Origin of the sequence: Acinetobacter sp. SCLZS86 (genome assembly GCF_021560715.1) — a bacterium.
GTDB lineage: Bacteria > Pseudomonadota > Gammaproteobacteria > Pseudomonadales > Moraxellaceae > Acinetobacter > Acinetobacter towneri_A.
This window is the reverse complement of record NZ_CP090864.1, coordinates 1,252,636-1,278,340: the sequence shown is the minus strand read 5'-3', so window position 1 is coordinate 1,278,340 and position 25,705 is coordinate 1,252,636. Positions and strand designations below refer to the sequence as shown.

Below are 25,705 nucleotides of genomic sequence, written 5' to 3'. Positions count from 1 at the left end.
CACGACAAATTTCACAGAACCCTTATCCTATCAGGGTTCTGCCTTCTTAAAATTGCCAAAATTTCCTTAAACTCTTCTTTTTTCCCAAAACCAATTAAACGCTGAATCGCCATTTGAACATAGTCTAAACCATAGCGAAATAAACTCATTGAGAGTCGTCCATGCTTCTTTATTTTTATCGCTTTTTTTTGATCATGTTGCCATTCACCCGTTAAGTAACACCAACAGAAGCTTATAGCTAACACCGCAATCAATTTTTTCACTCGTCTAGGGTCTGTCAAGCGCGTATTTTCAAGATTAAACCCGCGTCCTTTGAGACAACTGAATAAGGTTTCAATTTCCCAGCGTAATGCATAATCCTGAATAGCATTGGCATTAAACTGAGGAGAAACGACGAGTAAAAGCTCTCCATTTTCTAACTGTAGTGCACTTATATATAGTTTCACCCGACCAACCAAAATCCGTCGTTTACGACATTCAATTTGACCAACTTTAAGATGGCGAAATAAATCACTAATTTTATGATTCTTTCCTAAATGATTGGTGACAATGAAGTTTTTTTAACACGAATGCAGAAGTTGATGTCTTGTTCAATTAACCATGTAAACCACTGCTCACCGATAAACTCTCTGTCTGCGAACACATTCACAATACGGTCTTTACCAAAAATGGCTATAAAGCGTTGAATCAAAGCAATACGCTCTTTCGTATCTGAATTTCCACGTTTATTAAGCAATGTCCAAAGGATAGGTATCGCTATTCCACGATAAACGATTGCGAGCATCAGGATATTAATATTTCGTTTTCCCCATTTCCAATTGGTTCTATCTAAAGTCAGTTGCACTTGGTCGAATGAAAACATATTGAAAATCAACTGAGAAATTTGACGATAATCAAAATACTGACCTGCAAAGAAGCGCTGCATACGTCGATAAAATGATTGTGGTAAGCACTTGATGGGCAAGGCTTTAGATGCAGAAGAAAGATTACATGTTTGCTTTAAAATAATCACAAGCATGATGAGCGCAAAGCACTTTAAATGTGACTTGTTCCATTTTAGATATTTGTTTAAGATAAGATATAACTCATTGAGATGTGTCATAGTATTCGTCGTTAGAAAACAATTATTATGACATTATTTCAATGAGTTATCTATTTTTGTCGTGTACAGAGGAATTTTTTAATGTTCTGATGGGTCTCACCAAATTGGCTACGGTGACATTCATCAAAGATAAACACCACTTTCTTGTCTTTTAGATAATTGATGTGTTCTAAATAGCGGTCTGTGCTAATTGCACGATTTAACTTTTGAATAGTGGTCACAATCAGTTTGTCATGACGTTGATCGAGTTGCTTGACCAAAGTATGCGTACTGTCTGTGCTATCCACACTCTCAGCTTTAAAAGCATTAAACTCACGTGAGGTTTGCGTATCGAGATCATTACGATCCACCACAAACAGGACTTTTTCCACATCAGGCATTTGCATGATGATTTGACTGGCTTTAAATGAAGTCAGGGTTTTACCTGAACCTGTAGTGTGCCAGATATAGCCGTTCTGATTGGAGTTTTGCACATGCTCCACAATTTTCTGTACCGCATAAATCTGATAGGGACGTAGCACCATCAAACTTTTACTGGTTTCCAACATCACCATGTATTGAGTCAGCATGTCTGTAAGATGCTGCTGATTTAAAAATGCGTCGGCAAAGTCGACAATTTCATTGATGTGTTTATTGGCGACATCCGCCCATGGAAAGGCAAACTCTATCCCAGTCGTACCGTTTGAGTAATAGCGAGTATTGGCACCATTACTAATGACAAAAAGCTGAATAAAACCAAACAGTCCTTGCCCTGCCCAATAGGCTTCACGAATATAGCGTTGCGTTTGATTAAAGGCTTCGGCGATTTCCATACCGCGTTTTTTCAATTCAATTTGAACTAAAGGCAAACCATTGACCAAGAGCGTGACATCAAAACGGCTGGTTCGACCATTAAAATCACGATGATCTACCGTGATTTGATTGGTGACTTGGTATACGTTTTTACTTGGTTCATCTGATAAAAAGAAAATGTGCTTGCTTGTACCATCATCAAATTTAACAGGAAACTGGTCACGTAAGTTTTTAGCCCGTTCAAATACCGTGCCTGTATTAAGAAAGCTAATCACCTGCTTCCATTCAGTTTCTGACAGTGGCGCAAGTCCATTGGCACGTTCAATTTGTGTTTTGAGATTAGACAGTAGTTGGCTTTCATCCTTGATGGTAACGGTTGCATAGCCCAGTCCTTGCAGTTGTGCAATCAGTTCATTTTCAAGTTGATATTCTCTTTGTACTGTCATTTCACCATCACTTTAAATCAATATTTAACAACAACTTAACCAATACAATAACTAAGCATAGTTTTAGCTATTTATCAAATTTTAGACTCTATTTAAACAAAATCTTTGCAACGCATATTTTTCATTAATCTCATTTAAAGACTTGATAAGAGGAATACCACATAGAAAACTTTTAAAGAATCAGTGCATTAATCTTAAAAACTGAGGATTATTCACCTTCATTTGCAAATTGTTTTTATATTCTTCAATTGTTCCTCGAGCACAGAAACGCTTACCTACCATGCCATCAATACGACCGAAGCGCTCTTCAAACCATTTGTAGTTATTGTCCCAAACTAAAAGCGTCAACGTTTGATTCGGATACATTCGATCAAGGTTTAAATAATGCCGATTTTCTAAATGCTTAATCTCAGCTAACTGCCCACATGCCATCACGGTCTTACCAACATGGAATGGAGCTTTAATTGCCTCAATTTTAATTTCCTGCGAAAAAGCATTTAAGCTCGCCATAGACAACAAAGAAGTAATTAATATTTTTTTTAGCATAGGGAACACCTTAAGTATTTAATAGCTTGAAATCTGATTTTCAACAGAGCGAATCACAATTTGAGGAACACCTTTATAGCTTTCGATTAAGCCAGTGATACAAATATTGCTACCCTCTGATGTCGGCATGATGTTGTTTGACCACATCACTGCACTGAATTTATGTTTTGGATAACCGACTTTTCTGATAAATATTTAAAGAAAATAAAGCCCAGAATGTAATCACGGAATTCATCGGCGCCCATGGTGCCACGCAAAGTATTGGCAATATTCCAAAGTTGTTTTTGTAATTGTTGCAGTTGTACTTGGGTCATTGTTATAGAAGTCCGATGAAATGAATAAAACATGACTAGTGTACCGAAAATTAAAGTTTTTTCAGCAAAATTGGAAATAGAAAGACAAAATTTGTCGCACTAAACACATATCAATAATATTGATATATAAGGTTTTATTTGGATTTTAAAAGATTAACAGGTTCAAGTATCATAATTTAAATTAAGTCTTATATCAAAATTACATATGCTTAGAAAAATATTTATAAGTAAAATAAATAACAAGGCGGTTTGTTAAAGTTGGTCATATTCAGCATCAATATACGCATTAATTAATGTCCAATCTTCAGTTTTTGAGATATGACGTGGAAACTGGCAATCTCCTCCCCTAGAAATAATAGGATTTTAAAAAGAATGATTTTTAATTACGAATAAGCCCTAGACAACAAAAAAAGTAATCATTGTAATTAGAAATGTTATAGCTGTACTTGCCATAAATCTCATTGTTTTTGTATTAAAGTTTACTAAGCATGTTTGTGAATAGTTTTTGTATTTCAATGTGAAGTACAGGCTAGATATGAAACAGGCTGTTAGAAAGCTTAGCATCAATGCCATGCGATAATAGTCAATGGATAGGTCTGTTCCGACTGTGAATTTCTGAAATTGGTAATAGTTGATTCCTGTCAGAAATATAAAACATAGTAACCCTAAACCTATTGCACGATATTCTGTATTTTTATCCTGATCTTTGTATAAAAACTTGGTAATTATCATACTTAAATTAAGAAAAAGTGGGATCAAAATAACTATAAAACTGACAAGTAAATTTCTAAATAACCAAGATTTAATGTCCACATCATTTCTAAATTGAAAAATATTTAAAAATGGAAAAAAGACCACTGGAAAGAAATGTACATAAGACCGTTTAAATGAATCCATATTTTTAATCATGAGTGGTCACGGTTCCTGCTATAGAGACTAATTTCACTGATTGCTAAGTGAAGCTAGGCAGAGTAAAACTTGAAGTGAGCTGTGCAAGGTTTGCTATGATTAATATTAATTGCGCATAAAATAACGTCAATATGTATATGAAAATAAGGCAACATACTCAATTATTATAGGATATGTTGCCCATAATTCTTATTTAAAATGCAGATCCTTGTTGCTGCACTTTCTGTTGAAGTTGTCGTTTTTGTTCAGCTTCTATTTCAGTGTTCATTTTTGAATAATTTATTTTATCTGTGTAATTCAAATACGTTGTAGTATCAGGCCAACCACGATATGCCGTAATACTCATACCATTTTTGAAATTCCAGGTAAAACTTGCTTCTCCAAGACTAGGATTTCCTGAGCGTTGGCTCGGTTTTCCATATTTTGATGAAACAAAATTTGCAACCTCTAGAATTTTTCTTGAGTCCATGAATACGGGAAATTTATATTCTGCATAAGCAAATTTTCCATTGGATGTATATCCAAAATTTAATTCTGTAGTACCTTCCAATACAGCATTGGAATTGTATTTATCTATCCAGTAGGTGTTGTCTTCACGAACCACTTTAACATTGGTATTTTGCAATGCTGAGCGAATTTGATCACGTGTTGCACCTTTTAGCTCTACATTAAATAGTTGTGGTGCTGCCATCACTGACATTGAAGTCACTATACAACACACAATAATACCGCTACCCCATAACTGACGCATGAATGATCTCCTATTAAAAAATGTTTGGTTATGATTACGTTATAGGACACTGGTATTATCAGGTTGACTTTCTTGATCTGATAATTTAGGTTCTTCTATTTGAATATCATCCAACACCTCTTCATGAGCTGTATCTAGATTCTTTGATTGTGTAGAGGGTTGCATTGACTCAGTCCAACTCTTATCAAATTCTGCATGCTTTCGATTAAATTCAGCATTAAAATCAGCTCTTTGTTGTTCAAACTCAGCCTTGAAATCAGCACGTTTTTTTTCAAATTCAGCTTGTCGATCTTGCTGTTCTTCTAGAAATTGTAAAAATTTCTGATAAATTGGAGTTGACTGTAAAATTTCGGGGTGTAAATCTATCAGCTCACGGGTTTCGTCATAAAGCTGTCTGGTCTGTAAATATTCCTCTTTAGAAATTTCGGTCCACGTTTCAGCTAATATATTCCTTTGATTGGTGATGTCATTATTCATAAACTCTTGAATGGATTTATAGAAATGCTCTTCACCATCGCCACTACGGCTTTCATAGCGATACGCAAAACCATAGTTATTATAAGTATTACTACTTTCAAATGAATTCACGCTAGTTTGTTGAGCCATGAATTTTGCATTTGGGTCATTACTGATATTCACATTTGATTTAGAGTTAGACGATGACTTTTCAACTGCGCTATTCATCTGGTCATTTTTACTACAACCACTTCCCAACAAAAGGGTTAAAAAGACAATATATAAAAATTTAGATTTAATCATTCCAGATTTTCCATTTATTATTTTTTATTCACATTGCTTGAAGTTGGGTAGGCTTTAAAACCCATTTTTTTTCGACTTTCATTCAACCCCTGAATGTCTGATTGATCTATGGCATTTAATGCCTCATTAACTGCACCCATTAATAGTTCTCTTTCAATAGCGGTTGTTCGTTCTTGACTTGACCACATTGAACGCTTATAGCTATTTGAAAGTATAGGAAAATTTTTATCTATAACTTGAGCAATTATAACAGCCGTAGTTTGTTGTTTATCTATAGCTGAACTATAGCGTAAGTCGACTTTTGCATTCGAATTTTTTAAGCGATTGCAAACCTCATCATAATTTTCAAATTCAAAATTATTTTTTTTAATAATTTCATCTAATTTGACATCAGTAGTGTAAGAGATTGAACAATTAGAAGCAGCAGAGGCATTCGCTGCAAGAATACTCAGTAAACTAAGCAATAATAATTTTTTCATCAGATTTCTACTTTTATTTATAAGATTAACGAATAGTACGAATTAAAGAGTCTTCTAGATAGCGGTTTGAAAAATTATTTTCAAACCAACGTAGAGCATCTTGAGCAAAATAAATATTAGTGTATATGCGACTATCAACACCTATGGCTGAGATTGTTTGCCATGAGCGTGTCATAATGGCTACAGGACTGCCATTTTTATCAAATTCAACAAAGGCAGGATCAACATCATAACGATTTTGAGCACCATTAAATTCTGTAATCGATTGTACTAATCCATTATTCAAATCTCTATTAATATTTTTTTTATACATACGAACTTGATGCCCTTGAGCCAATGCTTGCTCAATAAACATTTTTGAAACTAAATCTTTTTCTGAAATATAAATACCATTGTTAATTTTTCGATTCGCTTCATTAAAATTTGCTTCATGATTAATATATTTTTCTAAATGAATTGAACCCATTGTACGTTTTTCTAATTTAAATTTATCATTGATCAATGATGGGTTTAGAACAATTACATTATTATTAGAGTTATTTGAAAGGACTAAAAATTTGTTTCGTATTTCTTTATTTGACATTTCATCCCATACGCGTTGAGTACCTTTACTTACCCAGCCATCATAGGCGTTTACTCCTTTCGATATAGCACCTACCGTACTGTCTGCTGCTGTTTGGATATGTTGACACCCTGTTACATTAATTAAGGCGAAAGAAATCGCTAAAAATAAAAAATTCTTATCCATTTTACCCTCTAAGTGTTGGATCAATATTATAAAGTATAGCTATGCCGATCATAATACTAAGCAATTCTTAGTAATTTATCAATTTAAAACTAAGAAAATCTTAGTTTTAAATTGATTATTAAACATATGGAACGCAAAAAATCCAATGTATTTTCAATGCGTCTAAAGGTTGCTCGCAAAGCGAAGAAGCTTTCTCAAGAACGATTGGGAATACTTGCTGGCATTGATGAAGCTTCGGCTAGTGCTCGAATGAATCAATATGAAACAGGAAAATATGCGCCTGATCTTCTGATGGCTACAAAAATAGCTGAAGTTTTAGAAGTGCCTGTAGCTTACTTCTTTATTGAAGATAATTTAATGGCAGAACTTGTTACAAAACTCCATTTTTTAACTGAATTACAGCAGAAAGAAGTATTAGATTTTATTAATCAAACATCCTTAGATATCAGAAAAAAAAATATATAATATTTAAAATATAAGCATATTTGATATTTTTTCATAAACCCTATATTTCAATGTATTCACTGATTAACTGCCAATTTTCCTTTGTTGAAATCTCTCGTGGAAGTTCAACTTCAAAGGATTCATAAAAATATCTACGCATACAATACTCAGTATAAGAATCCGCATAGGTTTCATACCGCGCGATGATTGTTAAGTCCATCATCGGCATTTGTGCCTGATCCCATCGTTGTCTTTTCCGACTGAAAAAGAATAGTTTCCCGAAGGTATATAAACGTCCCGCCTGCTGTCGATTGCCTCTGAATACAGCATAAACTTTAAAATAATTCTGCCATGCAAGAAGATCATTGAGCGCTTTGGTCTGATCTTTCTGTGAAATCACTCGATTGAGAATTTGGGTTAATTCTTTTTTTTGTTTCTCTACTTCAGTTTTCTTAAATCGCCACGTCCATGAGAAATTCTTATTACTTTTACGGTAAAACTTAGTTTGATGTTCAGCATACTTTTTATGGCTTAACCGTACTAATTCAGCCTCATATTTACCAAAATCTAAGCATAGATAAGGTTTATTCAATATGAAATTAAACTGTTCATTGTCTTTATAGTAATGACGGATAAAAGTTAATTCTTGCGCGACTGTAATTTTGTCCCAGATGACAGGTTCAAGTTCAGCAATTTTATCTTTTGATGTATATGCTGAACTCGTTGTTGAAGTCACTTTGCCTATGGTTTCTTTGCTGTGACGATGGCTATTAGGGGTTTTGATCAACAAGATAAATAACCACTCATCTTTATAAAGAATGTCTTGAACAATGAGATCAGCAACAGGTAATCCTTGTTTTAGTCGATATGTTCTTTGCCGACTGGTTAAATTTAATAAGTATCTTTCGGTTAATTTATGAATAATCTTTTCAATATCAATTTTACCTAACTCAGTTTGCACTATAAATTTGCAGTAAAAATATGATCCTCTTGTGACCTTATCTTGAATTTTTTGTGCGGTGTATTTTGTGTGGGGGCTGTAATCAATCATTTTATGTCATCCAACTATGCACTTTTCATGTCAATCAACAATCCACTTCAATCCAAATTTCTTCATCCATTTTTGAATTGTTCATCAACAATAATTTTCTCTACATTTCCCATTTTGCTGAGCGCGTCAGCCATCAGCATTAATCAAATTGCGCTAGCACTGTCACCTCACGTTGTAAGGTGACAATAAAGTAGTTCCTAGTGCGCATTACGAACCTTGATCAGCAAATCTTATACTTGTTTAAATATTATATCAATATTATTGATATAATAAATTGACTCTGATAATATGACTGCATATCAATCGAATTGTGGATTGACCATCCATTCCAACTTTCTTTTTTGAAGTTGTTTGAATGGCTGACCACCATTCAAAAACTTTGATACATATTGCCCTGAGTATAAGACTAACCATCTTCATACTGCCGATGTAGCGGACTGCTGGGGAAACCTCGCTCGGTACGTTGCAACGGGGGCTAGAGGATTGCAATATCCTTTTTCTATCCGTTCATTCACTTTTTAAGAGTTCCAAGCAAATAAAAAGTGGTTGGGCGACAAGGAAACGGGAGCCTATAAGCGATTTATCGTGAAATGGTCATTTGGTTAGTAATAGCCAAGTTAGGTGTGAAATTATGAAAATAGTGGAACATTGAAACCCTGTTCAAAGTGATACAGTCAGGAGCAGCATAGGATGTGCGATAGTCTCCGTTAATAGCTGAATGTGTATGCTTGATCGAACAAGTTTTTTTACTTGGAAAAGTATGCTCATTTCCAATCACGATGGCTGCTGAGAGTGCCGTAAGGTACTAGGGCTTTGAGGCTAACGCTGGAAAAGCTGGCACCATTTTGCGCAAGCTGAATGGGTCGCTGGATAGCTTAAACGTGTAACGGCATTAATCGATAGATGCTGATTGGAGTGTAAGAGTTTTACCCTTTACAAAGTTATGTATACATCATATCCCGATATTTTTTAAGGAACTACGGTCGGGGGAAACAGGAAGCATGTATACAGGCGAGAGGATAAACGGTCTGCACATTAAGACACTTTGAAATAACTTGGGAAGCACTGGATAAAAAGACTTAAATTGGTTAAAAGTCTGCTGTATTTTTTCAGTGTGGGAGCGATGGTGAGTAGCGCATATAAAGCAAGTATTTACTTGCGGAAATTGTGATACCAATCTTCATAGCAAGATTTGTATTAAATGAGATAGCTAGCTTAAAGCGAATCCTAAAACATTCCGATTTTTTCAGTCGGGATGCTCATTGCGAAAACTTGAGTCGGCACATGCGTGAGCATGTTGGACAATATGTAGAAAAGAAAGGTTAATGGAACACTGGTCGTGTTTCTCAGTCGGGGATTGGTCTCCTTGACTAGGCCGAGATTGATATAGTCTAAGTATTCTGAAGTTTGGTCACTGATGAAAATAAACTTATACGGGTTTGCCTGAGACTTAAATCAGGGTAATGCTACACCAGCATGAAAAAATCGTGGCTTGTTCTTCCAGATTAGACAAGCATAAAACTATTGCCTAGCAGTAGAAATATGAAATGGAATATGGCCTAAGTCGGCATGAAAAAATTGAACCGCCAGTACAGGCGTAATCATCTGCTCAACAAAGAGCGTTAACAAATGCATTAGGCTCGATCCCTTAGGGACGAGCCTTGTCTTATTAAAAAATTATGCTACGGCTTTAATGTTATCAGTAACATTACTGAGATAGTCGGCCCACCATTGCATAATTTCAATTCGTTCTTCTAAATGTGTAGCTTTGTCATAAACAGCTTTTACACCCTGTTTTTTATGCGCTAAACAAGCTTCAATAACCTGTTCTTTATCACTGAATTGATTATTTAAGGCAGTACTTGCAATATGTCTAAATCCATGTGGACTTTGACGGCCTCGATAGCCTAGATTTTTCAAAGCATTATTTAAAGTTGCTTCACTCATTGGCTGTATAAGGCTATCTCTGCTAGGAAATAAAAAATCCGATACTGTCCTAATTTCTTTTAATTTAAATAACAGTTCTATTGCCTGTTTTGGTAAAGGTACAACATGGGTAATACCACATTTCATTGTTTCGGCAGGCTTTATCCAGATTTTTTTCTCAAAGTCAAAATCTTGCCATTTTGCATAGCGCAACTCTTGTGGTCGTGGGAAAAGAATAACGAGTAACTGCAAGGCAATCGCGGTATGGGCATTTTTATAGCCTCGAATAGATTGAACCAAATCTGGTAATTCCTGAAGGCTGACATGCTTCATATTCCCTTTGCTACCTTTATCAAGATACTTCAAAATGCCATCTAAAGGGTTAGACTCTATTTGTCCATGAAACTTTGCAAGATCATAGGCATTGCGACAATGTGAAACTAATTTCTCTACACGATTGTAAATACTTTCACTTCTAAGCATATCTTGAAAAAATGTCAGCCATTGTTGAGGTGAAATTTTGGTGAAATCCAATTCACCAAAAACAGATAAGATACGTTTTTCAATCGATTGAGTTTCTTTCTTTATTGTTATTGCAGCCCAAGTTGTTTTCTTAGTATCAAGCCAATCATACATTAAGCTTTTTAAATTAAGTTGTTGTGCCTCTATTCTTTGCGATTCAATTTCTTTTTTTGTTAATACTTTTTCATTTTGCTGTAACTTAAGAAAAATAGTTGAAGCTTCAAGTTTAGCTGCTACAAGCGATAATTGGGGATAACTTCCAATACTGTGCCATTTCCACTTCCCCGCCTCATCCTTAAAGCGGACTTGCCAAGTTTTTTTCCCTTTTGGTGATACACGAAAATAAAGCCCAGCATCACATGAAATACGATATTCCTTATCCTCAGGTTCAAGATTAAGAAGATGGGTATCTTTGATTTGTTTGATGTTATCTAAAGCCGCTCTTTTCATAGCAAAATCTCTTGTATCCGAATAATGCAGAAAGAGTAGCGGATACAAGATTGGATACACAAGAGGGCCAAATAAAGCTGTGCATAGCCAAACATAGTTGCGCAAAAAGCAGAAATAAAAAACCCATGAATCATTATAATTCATGGGTTTATATATGAAATCATTGCAAAGTTGTGCATATCATTACAAAAATTTGGTGGGCCCAGACAGACTTGAACTGTCGACCAACGGATTATGAGTCCGCTGCTCTAACCGACTGAGCTATAGGCCCTAAAATTGAATTTGTTATAATTCAACAAGTTCAAGCGCAAAGAATACTAGCGAAGATTTTTTAAAAAAACAAGCTATTTTCAGAAATTGTAGTATATATAATCATCAGACAAATTTGATTATTATTGAAATAAAAAAATACACCTTCACTTTCCGAAAATTTGCCCGATGCAATTTTAAACGCTTCTCTTTACTCACTTCCAAAAACAACTCAAACATTGACCAGATGAATATCACCTACGGCAACGCAATAAGATAGAAACATTATTTAGCTTATTGAAAGATCAATAGGTAATCCTCCCATAAATAACCGAAGTTAAAAGTAGAGGTTAAGCAGCCATTAGAGGTGGCTTTCCTTTGTTAGCTCGATGTGGTCTTTCATGGTTGTAATGCCACAACCAGTTTGTTGCATAATCTTGTACTTCATCCAAAGTATCAAATAAATGCTTGCTCAGCCAACTATAACGTATGGTCCGATTATAGCGTTCAATATACGCATTCTGCTGTGGCTTACCCGGTTGAATATATTCAATACGAATACCGTGCTCAGTAGCCCAGCGCACAAATTCGTGACTGATAAATTCGGGACCATTATCGCATCGGATCACTAACGGTTTTTCTCTCCACTCCAGCAATTGATTCAACGTACGAATAACCCTGATTGTGGGCAATGAGAACCCTGCTTCAATGGCTAGGCCTTCGCGGCGGTAATCATCAATCACATTCAATAATCGAAACTTGCGACCATCGGAAAGCTGATCATGCATAAAATCTAATGACCAAACCTGATTTTCTCGGATTGGTTCTTTCAATGGTTCAGGCGCATGCCGTTTTAGTCTTCTTCTCGGTTTAATACGCAGATTCAGTGCCAACTCACAGTAAATGCGGTAAACCCGCTTGTGATTCCAGCAGCAACTCTCAACATGCCGTAAATACGAGAAGCACAAACCAAAGCCCCAATCGGAATTTTCCTCAGTGAGTTCAATGAGCTGTTCAGCAATGAGTGCATTGTCATCGCTGAGTTTGGCTTGATAGCGGTAGCAGGTTTCACTAATGCCAAATGCTTTACAAGCCAAACGAATACTAATGGCATGCTGGGCAACTGCCTGTTGTGCCATCTTACGCCGGCAAGATGGCTTTACCCTTGCGCAGCAGTGCTGCTCATTGCCATCGCTTCCTGGATGATTTCGGCCTTTAATCGCTCTTCCGCATACATCTTTTTAAGTCTGGTATTTTCGGCTTCTAGCTCTTTCAGTCGAGCCATTAATGATGTATCCATACCACCATATTTGGCACGCCATTTATAAAAGGTAGCATTACTCATGCCGTGTTCACGGCAAAGGGTCGCTACAGGTGTGCCAGATTCTGCCTGTTTCAAGATGGACATGATCTGACTGTCAGTAAATTTAGATGTTTTCATGCAGAATCTCCTGCTCGTATCTTAAGAGAAAATTCTACTTTTAGATCCTATTATTTTTAGGGGGGATTACCAATACAATTTAGTAACGAGTAAAGCACGTAGTATTCATGGATTTCTTAGTGGAATATATGCTTCGTTATGTGCATATCAATTAACACATCGGAATAAGCCAATAATTCAAATTATGGAATCATCGGCCTAAGCAGGATTCCGATTAATTAAAAAAGAGCTTTTTTAAAGGGCCGCTTAAACCTATTTTGGAAAAAATCGGCGGCATTCCAGTCGACCGTAAATCTAGCAAAGATATAGTTTCGCAAATGGTTGAACTTTTTGATCAAAATGAACATTTCAATTTGGTCATCGCACCCGAAGCAACTCGCGCAAAAACAGGTGAAGCCCGCAAGCCAATTCGTACAGGTTTTTGGCATATTGCCAAAGCAGCCAATGAGCCTATCGTTTTAATGTATGCCAACTCACAAACCAAACAAGGTGGGATTTTTGGCAAAATCTATCCGACAGATTTAGATCACGATATGGCACTTATCCAACAATTATATAAAGAACAAGTGGGCTTAGACATTATTATCCCTGAGCAAAAAACATCGCCAAGCAATGGTTAAAAACCTAAAACTCTGCCCTTTATCTAAAAAAAGGGCTTATGTTAGAATGGGCGCAATTTTGATAGGCATACTGCCAATCTGTAAGGAGCAAAGTTCGCATGGCGGGTCATTCCAAGTGGGCCAACATTAAGCATCGTAAAGCCAAACAAGATGCTAGTCGTGGTAAGTTGTTTACCAAATTTATTCGTGAATTAACAACTGCTGCAAAGCTCGGCGGTCCAGATGCGGCAAGTAACCCTCGTTTACGTGCTGTTGTGGAAAAAGCACTTTCAGTTAACATGACACGTGACGTCATTAACCGTGCCATCCAGCGTGGTGCAGGCGGTGAAGATAACGACGATCTTAAAGAAGTAACCTATGAAGGTTATGGTGTAGGTGGTGTTGCTGTTATTGTAGAAACCATGACAGACAACTTAAACCGTACCGTGCCAGATGTACGTCACTGTTTCTCTAAGACTGACGGTAACTTAGGCACCAATGGTTCTGTTGCGTTTCTATTCACAAAACGTGGTGAAATTTCATTTGAAGATTCCTCTTTAGAAGATCAAGTCATGGAGGTTGCTTTAGAGGCTGGCGCAGAAGATATCGAAGTATCTGAAGATGGCATTTTGGTTATTACCACGCCAGAAGCTTTTGGTACAGTTCAAGATGCGCTAACAGCAGCAGGTTTGAAATCTGACAATGCTGAAGTGGTCATGAGTCCATCGACCAAAGCAGAAATTACAGACATCGACCAAGCCAAAAAAATCATGAAAATGATTGATATGCTTGAAGATTTAGACGATGTTCAAAACGTGTACACCAACGTTGAATTCTCCGATGAGGTTTTAGCACAATTAGACGCATAATCTGTCTAACTGTACTTCCTAAAAACGCACGTTATCGTGCGTTTTTTAATAGATCACACAAAACAATTCTAATAAATTAAACTTTATTTAATAAACCATGACAGTTTAAAACATCATATTCTTTAATCACAAAGCTAGAATGCAAACCTGCCACATGCTCAATTTTACCAATCCTTTTTAGTAAAATTTCACTGTAATTTTCCATATCTCGTGCCACAACCTCTACAATAAAATCTGCAGCCTGTCCTGTCACCAAAAATGCGCGTATCACTTCAGGAATACTTTCTAATTCTTCCAAAAATTTGGCAAAAATATCAGTATCGTGTTTGCTCAAAGATACCTGCAACAACACATGTAAACTAAAACCCAGTTTTTGATAATTAATTTCACGCTTTAAACCTGAAATAATTTTATGATCGATCAGACTTTTAATACGTCGATGCACTGAACTTACCGACAGATTAACCCGCTCGGAAAGCTCATTTAAATTGACATCTTCATAGCTTAAAATTTCTAAAATATGCTTATCGTAACGATCCAATTCCATTTTAAGCACTCAATTTAATCAGATAAAAATTAAACACATACCACCATTATACTTGAATTGTTTTGCAGACTAAGCGTTTTTTATGAAAATTCTTTCCATTAGTAAAGCAAAATCTTTATGTTTTAGAAATAACCGCTGATCGCTAGAGCAACTACATTGACAAAGGGGATTTCATTGAACTTATTGTTTTAAAAAATTTAAATTTTCAACAATCCAATAAATAACGGCTTCGTTCATAAATTGTCACAATCCTAGCCGTCTATTTTTTTCAAGTTTAAGAAATGTATTAAAAACAGATGTGCTCAACAATAAGTACAATGCGCTGCCAAACTCAGTACAGAATTTTAATTAGAATCACTAAAATTCTTTGTTCTAATTCTTGGCTCTAGGGTTTTAGCCATCAGCATACAAAAATAGGCACAGATTGCGCGTAGGTTTATTTAAGGCAATAACATTCAAATACCGCGCCAATCTACACGTGCGTTACGCTCAGTTTGATAAATACGAGAAACATATTGCCCTAAAGGCAAATCCAGCAAATACTTTTTATAATCTTTAAATTCTACAGAAATGACTTCATCGTGTTCTTTTTCCCACGGCGTACCTGAAATTTCTAAAATAGGTGCAAGCATCGAACACACTGAAATATCGGCTAACCCTAAACGCTCACCTACAAAATAACGTCCATAATTATCAATTAAATGTTGATTTAAAATGACAATTAATTCATCCATTCGCTGTTTAGATTCTGCGACTTTATCTTGATCAAGCTGATAACCCTTAGATACCAAAGCTTTAATAATTGGCTTGGAATATTTAGAAAATTGACGCAAATAGCCTTTTTCACCAATTAAAATTTCCAGAGGTTCTTCACTTTCAGATAGTGCATGCGCCAAACCCCAACGACGCACATGCTGCCCCAATTCATCAGCCAAAGTATTTATGGCTAAGGCATGTTTATATTGCTCAGCATCACTGCGTAACAAGGCATGTTCGGGATAAATATCGTCCAAATATAACGCAATTTGAGTCGAATCTGCTATCCAGCGCTCTTGATCACGTAAAATAGGTAATTTATTTTGCCCTGTTTTTAATTGGGCAAAAGCGCGATGCACACCTGGAATTAAGTTTTGCGCTTCATAATATAACTCTTTATGATCCAATAACCAGCGAGCTTTCTCACAAAAATGAGACAAAGGAAACTGGTATAAGATGCGCATAAAATCTCCATATTTAAATTTTGATATCCAAAGCAGTATCAATACTGTGTTGTCATACTTTAGTCATAGCTTCTTATAATTACAATGTACTTTTTATTCAAAATACAGGCGAGACAGTCAACACTACAAAATCAATTCCTGCTAGAAATTCAACAAACAACGCCAAGCAAACTGGATTGGAGAAACATCTGTTCGATGACCTGACTTTATCGGCCCTTTCATGTAAAATCGTGCCTAATTTTTAAATAACACGTTGTGAGTTATTCATGGGTTTTAATTGTGGAATTGTGGGCCTGCCAAACGTTGGTAAATCTACGCTTTTTAATGCTTTAACCAAAGCTGCAATTGCAGCGGAAAACTTCCCGTTCTGTACCATTGAGCCAAATACAGGCATTGTACCTGTGCCAGATTCACGTTTGGACAAATTGGCGGAAATCGTAAATCCGCAACGTGTATTACCCACCACTATGGAATTTGTGGATATTGCAGGTTTGGTTGCAGGTGCATCTAAAGGTGAAGGTTTAGGTAACCAATTCCTTGCCAACATTCGTGAAACCGATGCAATTGCGCATGTGGTTCGTTGCTTTGAAGATGAAAACGTGATTCACGTAAATGGTAAAATTGACCCATTAGATGACATTGCAACCATCAATACCGAACTTGCTTTGGCCGATTTAGAAACGGTAAGCAAAGCCATTACACGCTTAGCAAAATCTGCCAAAGGTGGCGATAAAGAAGCTGTAGCGACCAAAGCCGTTTTAGAAAAAATCCAACCTTTACTGGATGATGGCAAGCCTGCACGTGCAGCCAATTTAGATGACGATGAACGCAAATTAGTTCGTGGTTTTGGTTTATTAACCTTAAAACCAACCATGTATATTGCCAACGTGGCAGAAGATGGCTTTGAAAACAATCCGCACTTAGATGCAGTTAAAAAACTTGCTGCAGAAGAAAATGCGATTGTTGTGCCTTTATGCAACCAAATTGAAGCCGAAATTTCATTGCTTGAAGATGAAGACCGTGCAGAATTCCTAGAAGCTCTTGGAATGGAAGAACCGGGTCTGAACGTGGTGATTCGTGCAGGTTATGCACTTTTAGGTTTGCAAACTTACTTTACTGCAGGCGTACAAGAAGTCCGCGCGTGGACAGTGAAAGTAGGTGCAACTGCACCACAAGCGGCAGGTGTAATTCACACTGACTTTGAAAAAGGCTTTATCCGCGCAGAATGTATTGCTTATGAGGATTTCGTACAATACAACGGTGAAGCAGGTGCAAAAGAAGCAGGTAAATGGCGCTTGGAAGGTAAAACTTATATCGTTCAAGACGGTGACGTTTTACACTTCCGCTTTAATGTCTAACTTGTTTTAATGCTTAATTTTAGAACAATCCTTGCAGCAAAGCATTGATTCAACAAAAAAACCTCGATGTAAGCATCGAGGTTTTTTATGGAAGATTCTGCATCACATCAATACAAAGTAACCTCAATTCAACTAAGACTGCACCACATTACCCTTTTGTTTCGGGTCGGTATTACCCAACTCAGGGTGCGCCAAAGCATCAGCACATTGTTTTTTATCACGTTCATAATCAGCTTGTTTTTGTGCAAGGCTACTTGAACTGTCAATCGTCGCACGCGCCCAAATTTCCAAGCTAGTCAGGGCTTTACGACACAGCGCATATTTCCCTTCAGTTACAGAGTCGGTCATTTTGACATTAATACGCCAGTCGGTACTTAATTTACGGGCAGGTTTGCGGACTTTATCTTCAATTAAATTACGCTGTTTACGATACACGTACGGCTCAACTTCATTCATCAATTGCCACGCGGCTTGCGCATATACAGTTGCATCATTCGTGAGTTTTGGCGCAGGCTTAATTTCTACTGTTTTTTTCGGGTTGTTGTCATTGCTACACGCTTGCAATAAGAGGCTACTGCATAACATTGAAGCAAGCAGGATTACAGGTGTTTTCAATTTCAACATATCGGTTCGCCCATACAAACAATTCGGCATCATGCTAATGATTTCAAGTATAATACACAATCTTCATTTGACCCATCGTTCAACTTTCTCCCACAAGGTGTGTCGTGTCCGTACACAATATTCAAAATGCGCCCGCAGCAAGTTTTTGGCAAGGTGCAAAAGATAGTCAGGCGATTATTTTCACCTATCTACCTGTTTCTTTTGCTTTTGGTGTTTCTGCTACTCAATTCGGCTTTAGCGCATGGGAAGCCTTATTTTTATCTTGCTCGATGTATGCAGGTGCAAGTCAATTTTTAGTCGTTGCATTATTAGGCAGTGGAACCTCAATTTGGATGACCGCCTTAACGGTAATCGCCTTGGATATTCGACATTTACTTTACGGCCCTGCCTTAAAAAACCTGATTCAAGATCGTTTAAATCTCAAAAAAACCGCAATTTGGTCATGGGGTCTGACTGATGAAGTCTTTGCCTCAGGCATGATTAAACTGTCACAACGCCGTCAGGAATGGTCTGAATCATGGATGCTTGGACTGAGTTTATTTAGTTGGTTGTCTTGGGCATTAGGCTCCTTGTTAGGTGGATTATTTGCTGACCAAGTCACTAAAATGCCACAGTTTTTGCAAGCGGCACTCGACTTTTTATTACCCGCGTTATTCCTTAGCTTCTTATTGGCAGCTTTTGAAAAGAAACACACCTTTGTTGTGGGAATCACCATTTTAGTGTCTGCCGTGGCTTGTTATTTCATTGACTTATCTGCTGCAATTTTTATTGGGATTTCTTCAGGTATTTTGGCGGGATTATTTAAACACTATGTATTAAAACAGCCCGACCCTGAACATACAGGAGCAAAATCATGAGTTTGGAAATTATTTTGGTCGGGATTGTAGTTGGTATCGCAAATTTCGCCTCACGTTTTGGGCCATTTTTTGTGATTCAAAAGTTTCAACAAGGCTCACGGCAACGTGGTGCGTTATGGCTCAAAATCGCTTTGAGCAGTATTGGCATTGCCGCAATTAGCTCTATGCTCGTAGTTGCAACCTTGCCACCTTTGCTTGAAACACCCAATAAAAGTTTTGCGATGTTAATTGGCTTTTTAGTACTCACAAGTTTGTATTTTAAGTTTAAGAAAATCGTACCTGCCACACTTACCGCAGCCATCACCTATGGTTTAATTTATACCTATGTGCCATTTTCATTCTAATGTTGCTGAAATTTAGAGCTTGAATCGCCCAAGTGATCTGTTTCAAGATTCAGCCCTAACTACTTTAAAGCACTGAATGCAAAACAACGAGATGACAAAATCATGATTTTATTGCAAATAGGGCTTAACTCACGGAACAGTTCTGCTATGCTAAAAGCCCACTTTAGCAAGGACGATTCACATGAGCGTGACCATTGGTACTCCCCTTCAATCTTCTGCTTTTAAAGTTTTGCTATTGGGTTCAGGGGAACTCGGTAAAGAGGTGGTAATTTCACTGCAACGCTTAGGCGTAGAAGTACATGCTGCCGATCGCTACGACCATGCACCAGCCATGCAAGTCGCACATTATGCTTATACTTTAAACATGGCAGATGCCACAGAATTAAAACAACTGATTGCAAAAGTTCAACCCAATTTAATTGTGCCTGAAATTGAAGCCATTGCGACATCCGTTTTACTTGAAATTGAAGCGCAGAATATTGCAACCGTCATTCCATCTGCCAAAGCAGTAAATTTGACCATGAACCGTGAAGGTATTCGTCGTTTAGCTGCCGAAGAATTAGGTTTACCAACATCAGCTTATCGCTTTGCCAATTCACTCGAATCTTTCCGTGCTGCGTGTGATGACATTGGTTATCCCAACTTTGTGAAACCGGTAATGTCATCTTCAGGCAAGGGGCAATCACGTGTGACATGTTTTGATGAAGTTGATACCGCTTGGGAATATGCCCAAACAGGCGGACGCGTCAATCAAGGCACAGTAATTGTGGAATCACAAATTGACTTCGATTTTGAAATTACCTTATTAACCGTACGTTCTAAAAACCCAGAAACTGGTGCGATCGAAACTTCATATTGCGAGCCAATTGGTCACCGTCAAGATGCAGGCGACTATGTAGAAAGCTGGCAACCTCAAGCTATGAGTGATGCTGCCTTGACTGAAGCCAAAAGAATTGCACACAAAGTGACTACTGCATTAGGTGGTTGCGGTATTTTTGGTGTAGAACTATTTGTGAAAGGCGATAAAGTCTGGTTCAGTGAAGTATCTCCACGTCCACACGACACAGGTTTGGTGACATTGGCATCACAATTCCAAAGTGAATTTGAATTACATGCCCGCGCAATTTTAGGCTTACCTGTCAATACCACACGCCATAGCGTTGCAGCCAGTGCGGTGATTTATGCAGGTGTTGATGCAACAAATCTTTCATTTTCTGGCTTGAATCTTGCATTAGCACATCCCGATACAGATTTACGTTTATTTGGCAAGCCTCAAGGTTTTGAACGTCGTCGTATGGGTGTTGCGACTGCGCGTGCAGAAACCACAGAGAAAGCGCGTGAGCTAGCTCAGCATACTGCGGAGAATGTTCGCGTACATTTAAACGAAAATCAAAATTAAGCTCGTCATTGCATAACGGAATTGTCCATGATCATTACATTACCCTTGCTGAATTATGTAAAAAGCAACCATGACATTCAGGCCATTAACCAATGGCGCACCGATGTCGAAAATCAGCTACAACAATGTTTTGAAAATGGACAATCCATTCGTGAAGTGATTTTGGCGCGTTCTAACCTGATTGATGAAGCGCTCACTTTCTTATGGCAATATGCCGAATTAGACAAAACCGATTTAAGCCTATTTGCGGTGGGTGGCTATGGACGCAAAGAAATGCTGCCCTATTCCGATGTCGATATTATGGTGTTGTCGGAAGATGTAATTACAGCAGAACAAGAACAACTTATTTCGACTTTTATTTCGTCTTTATGGGATGTTGGCAATTTCAAACCTGCCATCAGCGTACGGACTATTCAAGACTGTGTGATTCAGGCAACCAGTGATTTGACTGTTGCAACCGCCTTGATTGAAGCACGTTTAATTACGGGAAATCAACAACTTACCAAATGGCCGCGTCGTATTGTTTCGCAAACTTGGACAGATAAAACATTCTTTGATGCCAAAATGGAGGAACAAAGCAAACGTTACGCGCAGCACAATGACACCGAAAGTAATTTAGAACCCGATATTAAAAATGCTCCCGGCGGTATTCGTGACATCAATCAGATTGGCTGGATTGCCAAACGCCATTTTCGGGTCAATCGTATTTACGACTTGGTGCATTTAGGTTTTATTTCAGAGTTTGAATTAGGTGTACTCGAAGAAGCTGAAAGCTTTTTATGGGAAATACGTCATCATCTCCACCGTTTGACCAAACGTGATGAAAACCGTTTATTGTTTGATTATCAAAGAGATATTGCAGCAACTTTTGGCTATGTTCGAGAGGAAGGTAAACCACAAAACTACCCAATTGAACAATTTATGAAACGTTATTATCGCTCTGCACAGCAAGTTTCCACTTTAAATGAAATGTTGCTGGCCTATTTTAATGAGTCGGTCATTACCCCGCGTTTACCTAATTATGAACGCAACATTGAAGAAATTAATGAAAATTTTAAACTGGTTGATGGCAAACTTGCCGTGCAGCACCACAAAATTTTCTCAGAAAAACCAAGTGCGATTTTAGAAATTTTCTATTTATTGGCCAATCGCCCTGAAATTGAAGGAATTCGCGCACGAACGCTACGTCTACTGACACTTGCAGCCAAGCGAATTGACCAAAGTTTCCGTGATGATCCAACGCATCAAGCGCTATTTATGGCAATTTTGCGCTCGCCGCACCGTTTGTATAATACCTTGGTGACTATGAAACGCTTAGGCGTTTTGGGCAATTACATCCCTGCTTTTGGACAAATTACAGGCTTAATGCAATATGACTTATTCCATATTTATACAGTCGATGCCCACACTCTACTATTGCTGCGCAATTTAAGCCGCTTCAAAGAACCTGAATTTGCGAAAGATTTTCCTGTGGTCAGCTCGGTATTTCAACGTCTCGCCCGTCGTGACATTATTTATTTGGCTGCGATTTTTCATGATATTGCCAAAGGTCGTCGTGGTGATCATAGTGAGCTTGGTGCTGTAGATGCCATCGAGTTTTGCCGTAAACATGGATTTACCGAGCGTGAATGTAATCTTGTGGCTTGGTTAGTCAAAAATCACTTATTGATGTCAGTTACAGCACAGAAGAAAGACATTTCCGACCCCGATGTAGTCAAAGAATTTGCCGAAAAAATGGGAGATATGGAGCATTTAGATTATCTCTATACCTTAACCGTTGCCGATATTAACGCGACTAATCCAACGCTTTGGAACTCATGGCGCGCATCCTTAATGCGCCAACTTTACACACAAGCGCGTGATGTCATTCGTTCAGGGCTTGGGCGTCCAGTCGATTATCAAATGCTGATTGAAGACACCAAATTTGCGGCTAGTGAATTACTGGTCAATGATTTTGAACTGAGTGCTGTTGAAAAAGTCTGGCAAGAACTGGGCGATGAATACTTTATTAAAGAATCTGCCGATGAAATTGCATGGCATACCCGCGCGATTTTGGAGCATGGTGATAATCCTGCACCATTAGTGCTCATGCGCGCGCACCGAAAATCAGCGCAAGATGCGGTACAAATCTTTATTTACACTCAAGACCAACCCAACTTATTTGCCACGACTGTCGCCATTTTAGACCGCATGAACCTTGATGTTCAGGATGCACGAATTATTACTGCGACCAAAGCCTTTAGTTTGGATACTTATGTGGTCTTAGACCGTTTTGGCACACTCTTAACAGACCCTGAACGTGAAGAAATGGTGATTGAGGCTTTGGTCAATGCCTTGAGCCAGTCAGATAAATATCCAGGTCTAATGCAACGTCGTATTCCGCGTCAATTACGTCATTTTGACATTGAAAACACAGTAGAAGTGACGTTCAATGCAGCACTGAATCAAAATATGGTTGAAATAGCCACACTAGATCATCCAGGTTTACTCGCCAAAATTGGTGGCTTGTTTATGATGCAAGGCTTAGATATTCACTCCGCCAAAATTGCCACCTTGGGCGAACGTGCCGAAGATATTTTCTTTGTCACCAAAAAAGATGGCAAACCAATGACAAAGTCTGAAGCAGATACCTTTGCAATCCAGCTCAAAGCTGCTTTAGATGAGGCCTCTAATCAGGTCTGTGGTCAACATTAACTTCAATTTACGGAACATCCATGAACTCAAGTTTGTCCTTATTACATCCTTACCCTTTTGAAAAGCTAAACAAACTATTTCAGGACGTACAACCTGCAAATTTTCCGTTAATTCCACTATCTATTGGCGAACCTAAACATCCTGCACCTGAATTTGTCAAACAAGCTATTATTGATAATTTTCAGCATTTATCGACGTATCCGAACAGCAAAGGTCTGCCTGAATTACGTCACAGCATTACCAATTGGCTGACACAACGCTTTCATTTAAATCAAGTTAATCCAGACACACAAGTTCTCCCAGTTTCAGGCACACGTGAAGCGATTTTTTCCTTCGTACAAGCCTTGATTCGACGTGAAGATGCACCTTATGTAGTGATGCCCAATCCATTTTATCAAATTTATGAAGGGGCAACTTTATTGGCAGGCGCTCAACCCTATTTCATCAATTGCACCGAAGACAATAATTACTTGGGTGATTTTGATGCCGTACCTGCAGAAGTCTGGGAGAAAACCGCATTATTGTTTGTCTGTACACCGGGAAATCCAACGGGTGCAGTCCTTTCAAAAGCACAATTTAAAAAGCTGATTGCCCTTTCAGATCAATATAATTTTGTCATTGCATCCGATGAATGTTATTCAGAATTATGGTTTGACCAAGCGCCTACAGGTTTACTGGAAGTCTGTGCCGAACTTGGACGCGATGACTACAAAAACTGTATCGTATTCCATTCTTTGTCTAAACGCTCAAACTTACCTGGTATGCGCTCAGGCTTTGTTGCGGGCGATGCCAACTTATTAAAACCTTATTTGCAATATCGTACCTATCATGGTGCGGCAATGCCTGTACAACACCAATTAGCCTCTATTGCAGCTTGGGATGATGAACAGCACGTTGAAGATAACCGTATACAATATCGCGCCAAATTTGAATTATTTCAAACAGAGCTTGGGCATTTACTGCCATTAAAAAAACCAGATGCAGGTTTTTATTACTGGCTCAAAGTCGATCATGATGAAAACTTTGCGAAAATGTTGATGGAAAAAGCGCATATTAAAGTGCTTCCAGGGCGATATTTATCTCGTGAAACTGCACAAGGTAATCCAGGTGAAAACCATGTTCGCTTGGCTTTAGTTGCAGATTTAGCACAATGTGAACAAGTGATTCAACGTCTTAAAGAAATTTTATAAGTTAATGATTTGAATTAAATTTAAGGCGATTATCTGATCGCCTTAATTATCTTATTTGCACAAGCGCAAGCCTTTATCCTAAAGCCTTTTCAATTTCCGCCTGCAAATCTTCAGGTTTTGTGGTCGGAGCAAAACGGTTCAACACCTTGCCATCTTTGCCAATTAAAAACTTGGTGAAATTCCATTTAATTCCGTTGCCCAAAATACCTTTACTGTTGTTGGTCAGGTAACGGAAAATCGCATGTGCTTCAGGACCTTTTACATCAATTTTACTAAACATCGGAAAACTGACACCATAGTTTTTTTGGCAGAAGCTCCCAATTTGCTCATTGGAGCCTGGATCTTGCCCACCAAACTGATTGCACGGGAAGCCTAATATTTCTAGCCCCTGATCTTTATATTGTTGATATAACTTTTCTAAACCTGCAAATTGAGGCGTAAAACCACATTTACTGGCTGTATTTACAATCAACAAAACCTTCCCTTCATAATCACTAAAGGCTTTATTTTGTCCATCTAACAACTCGGCTTCAAATTGATAAATGTTAGTCATGGATAATTTTCCTCATCATTTTTTTCTTCTGTTTTGAGTTCTAAAGAAGCCGAATTGACACAATAGCGTAATCCCGTTGGCTGTGGGCCGTCATTAAAAACATGCCCTAAATGTGCGTCACAATGATGACAAACAATCTCGGTACGCTGCATACCATGCGAGTCATCCTGATGCTCTTCAATCACCCCTGGCTGGATTGGACGAAAGAAACTTGGCCAACCGCAACCGCTGTCATATTTTGTTTCTGATGAGAATAGCGCTGTACCGCAACAACGACAGGTATAAATACCCTCTTGTTGAGTATTCCAATATCTCCCCGTAAAAGCAGGCTCTGTACCTTTTTGACGTGTAATCCGAAATTCCTCTGGTGATAACTCTCTTTGCCATTCTCGGTCTGTTTTATTGAGTTTTCCCATCACTAACTCCTTTAAATCTTTGACATTCAGTGTCATGCTTCAGTACTTCTATATTTACGCTAGAGCTTGCAAAATATCTAGCTAAATTTCAGCATAGATTGTGATA

At 37.9% G+C, this 25,705-nt stretch carries 21 protein-coding genes, 1 tRNA gene and 5 pseudogenes; 10 read left to right on the top strand and 17 right to left on the bottom strand.

Annotation, left to right across the window (positions count from 1 at the left end):
- Positions 1-11: 11 nt before the first annotated feature.
- The 8 genes and pseudogenes from LZP46_RS06040 to LZP46_RS06005 form a co-directional block, all read right to left on the bottom strand.
- Positions 12-1,102 (bottom strand): IS4-like element ISAba1 family transposase gene (locus LZP46_RS06040; protein WP_085940413.1). Its coding sequence is split into 2 segments (ribosomal slippage): positions 12-562 and positions 562-1,102, totalling 1,092 coding nucleotides; the frame shifts between segments, so codons are not numbered across the junction.
- 56 nt (positions 1,103-1,158) lie between these two features.
- Positions 1,159-2,340, bottom strand: a pseudogene (locus tag LZP46_RS06035) (DEAD/DEAH box helicase family protein); the annotation flags it as partial.
- A gap of 180 nt (positions 2,341-2,520) precedes the next feature.
- The gene (locus LZP46_RS06030) at positions 2,521-2,886 is read right to left on the bottom strand and encodes a hypothetical protein (RefSeq protein WP_104498412.1); all 366 of its coding nucleotides are present in this window, start codon (positions 2,884-2,886) and stop codon (positions 2,521-2,523) included.
- A 155-nt stretch (positions 2,887-3,041) separates the two neighbouring features.
- Positions 3,042-3,200: pseudogene (locus tag LZP46_RS06025) on the bottom strand (type I restriction-modification system subunit M N-terminal domain-containing protein); the annotation flags it as partial.
- Positions 3,201-4,302: 1,102 nt separating this feature from the next.
- Positions 4,303-4,860 (bottom strand): hypothetical protein, encoded by a 558-nt coding sequence (locus LZP46_RS06020; protein ID WP_178318382.1) that lies wholly within the window; start codon positions 4,858-4,860, stop codon positions 4,303-4,305.
- A gap of 39 nt (positions 4,861-4,899) precedes the next feature.
- Positions 4,900-5,619, bottom strand: coding sequence for a hypothetical protein (locus tag LZP46_RS06015; protein WP_178318381.1), 720 nt, complete (start codon positions 5,617-5,619; stop codon positions 4,900-4,902).
- A gap of 17 nt (positions 5,620-5,636) precedes the next feature.
- Entirely contained in the window at positions 5,637-6,098 is a 462-nt protein-coding gene (locus LZP46_RS06010) for a hypothetical protein (RefSeq protein WP_178318380.1), read from the bottom strand.
- A gap of 25 nt (positions 6,099-6,123) precedes the next feature.
- On the bottom strand, positions 6,124-6,846 hold the full coding sequence (locus LZP46_RS06005; protein ID WP_178318379.1) for a hypothetical protein: 723 nt from the start codon (positions 6,844-6,846) through the stop codon (positions 6,124-6,126).
- Positions 6,847-6,972: 126 nt separating this feature from the next.
- Between LZP46_RS06005 and LZP46_RS06000 the strand changes: the two genes are divergently transcribed.
- Entirely contained in the window at positions 6,973-7,311 is a 339-nt protein-coding gene (locus LZP46_RS06000) for a helix-turn-helix transcriptional regulator (RefSeq protein WP_178318378.1), read from the top strand.
- Between the two features lie 40 nt (positions 7,312-7,351).
- Here LZP46_RS06000 and LZP46_RS05995 read toward each other — a convergent pair whose 3' ends face one another.
- The 4 genes and pseudogenes from LZP46_RS05995 to LZP46_RS05980 all read right to left on the bottom strand — a co-directional run bounded on the left by LZP46_RS05995 (position 7,352) and on the right by LZP46_RS05980 (position 12,929).
- Positions 7,352-8,341, bottom strand: coding sequence for a hypothetical protein (locus LZP46_RS05995; protein WP_178318377.1), 990 nt, complete (start codon positions 8,339-8,341; stop codon positions 7,352-7,354).
- 1,677 nt (positions 8,342-10,018) lie between these two features.
- Positions 10,019-11,239, bottom strand: a complete 1,221-nt coding sequence (locus LZP46_RS05990; RefSeq protein WP_178318376.1) for a tyrosine-type recombinase/integrase — start codon at positions 11,237-11,239, stop codon at positions 10,019-10,021.
- A gap of 194 nt (positions 11,240-11,433) precedes the next feature.
- Positions 11,434-11,510 (bottom strand) — tRNA-Ile (locus LZP46_RS05985).
- A 328-nt stretch (positions 11,511-11,838) separates the two neighbouring features.
- A pseudogene (locus LZP46_RS05980) lies at positions 11,839-12,929 on the bottom strand (IS3 family transposase).
- Between the two features lie 70 nt (positions 12,930-12,999).
- Between LZP46_RS05980 and LZP46_RS16415 the strand changes: the two are divergent.
- The 3 genes and pseudogenes from LZP46_RS16415 to LZP46_RS05970 form a co-directional block, all read left to right on the top strand.
- Positions 13,000-13,131, top strand: a pseudogene (locus LZP46_RS16415) (IS982 family transposase); the annotation flags it as partial.
- Positions 13,132-13,147: 16 nt separating this feature from the next.
- Positions 13,148-13,549 (top strand): annotated as a pseudogene (locus LZP46_RS05975) (1-acyl-sn-glycerol-3-phosphate acyltransferase); the annotation flags it as partial.
- Between the two features lie 98 nt (positions 13,550-13,647).
- Positions 13,648-14,397 (top strand): YebC/PmpR family DNA-binding transcriptional regulator, encoded by a 750-nt coding sequence (locus LZP46_RS05970; protein WP_004971429.1) that lies wholly within the window; start codon positions 13,648-13,650, stop codon positions 14,395-14,397.
- A 76-nt stretch (positions 14,398-14,473) separates the two neighbouring features.
- Here LZP46_RS05970 and LZP46_RS05965 read toward each other — a convergent pair whose 3' ends face one another.
- Both LZP46_RS05965 and LZP46_RS05960 read right to left on the bottom strand, forming a co-directional pair.
- On the bottom strand, positions 14,474-14,944 hold the full coding sequence (locus LZP46_RS05965; protein WP_019836237.1) for an Lrp/AsnC family transcriptional regulator: 471 nt from the start codon (positions 14,942-14,944) through the stop codon (positions 14,474-14,476).
- A 455-nt stretch (positions 14,945-15,399) separates the two neighbouring features.
- Complete coding sequence (locus LZP46_RS05960) at positions 15,400-16,164, bottom strand: glutathione S-transferase family protein (protein WP_178318522.1); 765 nt, start codon at positions 16,162-16,164, stop codon at positions 15,400-15,402.
- A gap of 266 nt (positions 16,165-16,430) precedes the next feature.
- Between LZP46_RS05960 and ychF the strand changes: the two genes are divergently transcribed.
- Positions 16,431-17,522 carry a redox-regulated ATPase YchF gene (gene ychF, locus LZP46_RS05955; protein WP_004971435.1) on the top strand — a complete coding sequence of 364 codons (1,092 nt, stop codon included), beginning with the start codon at positions 16,431-16,433 and terminating at the stop codon, positions 17,520-17,522.
- 132 nt (positions 17,523-17,654) lie between these two features.
- On the opposite strand, the gene LZP46_RS05950 is transcribed toward ychF, so the two are convergent.
- Complete coding sequence (locus LZP46_RS05950) at positions 17,655-18,146, bottom strand: hypothetical protein (protein ID WP_236094993.1); 492 nt, start codon at positions 18,144-18,146, stop codon at positions 17,655-17,657.
- Between the two features lie 119 nt (positions 18,147-18,265).
- Here LZP46_RS05950 and LZP46_RS05945 point away from each other — a divergent pair, with 119 nt between their 5' ends.
- The 5 genes from LZP46_RS05945 (at position 18,266) to dapC (ending at position 24,630) form a co-directional block, all read left to right on the top strand.
- Positions 18,266-19,003: an AzlC family ABC transporter permease gene (locus tag LZP46_RS05945; protein ID WP_236095181.1), complete on the top strand. Its 738-nt coding sequence runs from the start codon at positions 18,266-18,268 to the stop codon at positions 19,001-19,003.
- Complete coding sequence (gene ygaH, locus LZP46_RS05940; protein WP_236094992.1) at positions 19,000-19,347, top strand: L-valine transporter subunit YgaH; 348 nt, start codon at positions 19,000-19,002, stop codon at positions 19,345-19,347. The genes LZP46_RS05945 and ygaH overlap by 4 nt, the downstream gene beginning before the upstream one ends.
- A gap of 181 nt (positions 19,348-19,528) precedes the next feature.
- The gene (gene purT / locus LZP46_RS05935; RefSeq protein ID WP_236094991.1) at positions 19,529-20,746 is read left to right on the top strand and encodes a formate-dependent phosphoribosylglycinamide formyltransferase; all 1,218 of its coding nucleotides are present in this window, start codon (positions 19,529-19,531) and stop codon (positions 20,744-20,746) included.
- Positions 20,747-20,773: 27 nt separating this feature from the next.
- Entirely contained in the window at positions 20,774-23,440 is a 2,667-nt protein-coding gene (glnD, locus tag LZP46_RS05930) for a [protein-PII] uridylyltransferase (RefSeq protein WP_236094990.1), read from the top strand.
- A 20-nt stretch (positions 23,441-23,460) separates the two neighbouring features.
- The gene (gene dapC / locus LZP46_RS05925; protein WP_236094989.1) at positions 23,461-24,630 is read left to right on the top strand and encodes a succinyldiaminopimelate transaminase; all 1,170 of its coding nucleotides are present in this window, start codon (positions 23,461-23,463) and stop codon (positions 24,628-24,630) included.
- A gap of 73 nt (positions 24,631-24,703) precedes the next feature.
- Here dapC and LZP46_RS05920 read toward each other — a convergent pair whose 3' ends face one another.
- Both LZP46_RS05920 and msrB read right to left on the bottom strand, forming a co-directional pair.
- Positions 24,704-25,183, bottom strand: a complete 480-nt coding sequence (locus tag LZP46_RS05920; protein WP_236094988.1) for a glutathione peroxidase — start codon at positions 25,181-25,183, stop codon at positions 24,704-24,706.
- Positions 25,180-25,599 (bottom strand): peptide-methionine (R)-S-oxide reductase MsrB, encoded by a 420-nt coding sequence (msrB, locus tag LZP46_RS05915; RefSeq protein ID WP_236094987.1) that lies wholly within the window; start codon positions 25,597-25,599, stop codon positions 25,180-25,182. Before msrB ends, LZP46_RS05920 begins: the two co-directional genes overlap by 4 nt.
- Positions 25,600-25,705 lie beyond the last annotated feature (106 nt).

Coding starts and splice junctions, on each gene's coding strand:
- LZP46_RS05960 (WP_178318522.1), bottom strand. CDS start 16,164: ATGCGCATCTTATACCAGTTTCCTTTGTCTCATTTTTGTGAGAAAGCT.
- LZP46_RS05950 (WP_236094993.1), bottom strand. CDS start 18,146: ATGTTGAAATTGAAAACACCTGTAATCCTGCTTGCTTCAATGTTATGC.
- LZP46_RS06010 (WP_178318380.1), bottom strand. CDS start 6,098: ATGAAAAAATTATTATTGCTTAGTTTACTGAGTATTCTTGCAGCGAAT.
- glnD (WP_236094990.1), top strand. CDS start 20,774: ATGATCATTACATTACCCTTGCTGAATTATGTAAAAAGCAACCATGAC.
- purT (WP_236094991.1), top strand. CDS start 19,529: ATGAGCGTGACCATTGGTACTCCCCTTCAATCTTCTGCTTTTAAAGTT.
- ychF (WP_004971435.1), top strand. CDS start 16,431: ATGGGTTTTAATTGTGGAATTGTGGGCCTGCCAAACGTTGGTAAATCT.
- LZP46_RS05920 (WP_236094988.1), bottom strand. CDS start 25,183: ATGACTAACATTTATCAATTTGAAGCCGAGTTGTTAGATGGACAAAAT.
- LZP46_RS06005 (WP_178318379.1), bottom strand. CDS start 6,846: ATGGATAAGAATTTTTTATTTTTAGCGATTTCTTTCGCCTTAATTAAT.
- dapC (WP_236094989.1), top strand. CDS start 23,461: ATGAACTCAAGTTTGTCCTTATTACATCCTTACCCTTTTGAAAAGCTA.
- LZP46_RS05965 (WP_019836237.1), bottom strand. CDS start 14,944: ATGGAATTGGATCGTTACGATAAGCATATTTTAGAAATTTTAAGCTAT.
- LZP46_RS06015 (WP_178318381.1), bottom strand. CDS start 5,619: ATGATTAAATCTAAATTTTTATATATTGTCTTTTTAACCCTTTTGTTG.
- ygaH (WP_236094992.1), top strand. CDS start 19,000: ATGAGTTTGGAAATTATTTTGGTCGGGATTGTAGTTGGTATCGCAAAT.
- LZP46_RS05990 (WP_178318376.1), bottom strand. CDS start 11,239: ATGAAAAGAGCGGCTTTAGATAACATCAAACAAATCAAAGATACCCAT.
- LZP46_RS05995 (WP_178318377.1), bottom strand. CDS start 8,341: ATGATTGATTACAGCCCCCACACAAAATACACCGCACAAAAAATTCAA.
- LZP46_RS06030 (WP_104498412.1), bottom strand. CDS start 2,886: ATGCTAAAAAAAATATTAATTACTTCTTTGTTGTCTATGGCGAGCTTA.
- LZP46_RS05970 (WP_004971429.1), top strand. CDS start 13,648: ATGGCGGGTCATTCCAAGTGGGCCAACATTAAGCATCGTAAAGCCAAA.
- LZP46_RS06000 (WP_178318378.1), top strand. CDS start 6,973: ATGGAACGCAAAAAATCCAATGTATTTTCAATGCGTCTAAAGGTTGCT.
- LZP46_RS06020 (WP_178318382.1), bottom strand. CDS start 4,860: ATGCGTCAGTTATGGGGTAGCGGTATTATTGTGTGTTGTATAGTGACT.
- msrB (WP_236094987.1), bottom strand. CDS start 25,599: ATGGGAAAACTCAATAAAACAGACCGAGAATGGCAAAGAGAGTTATCA.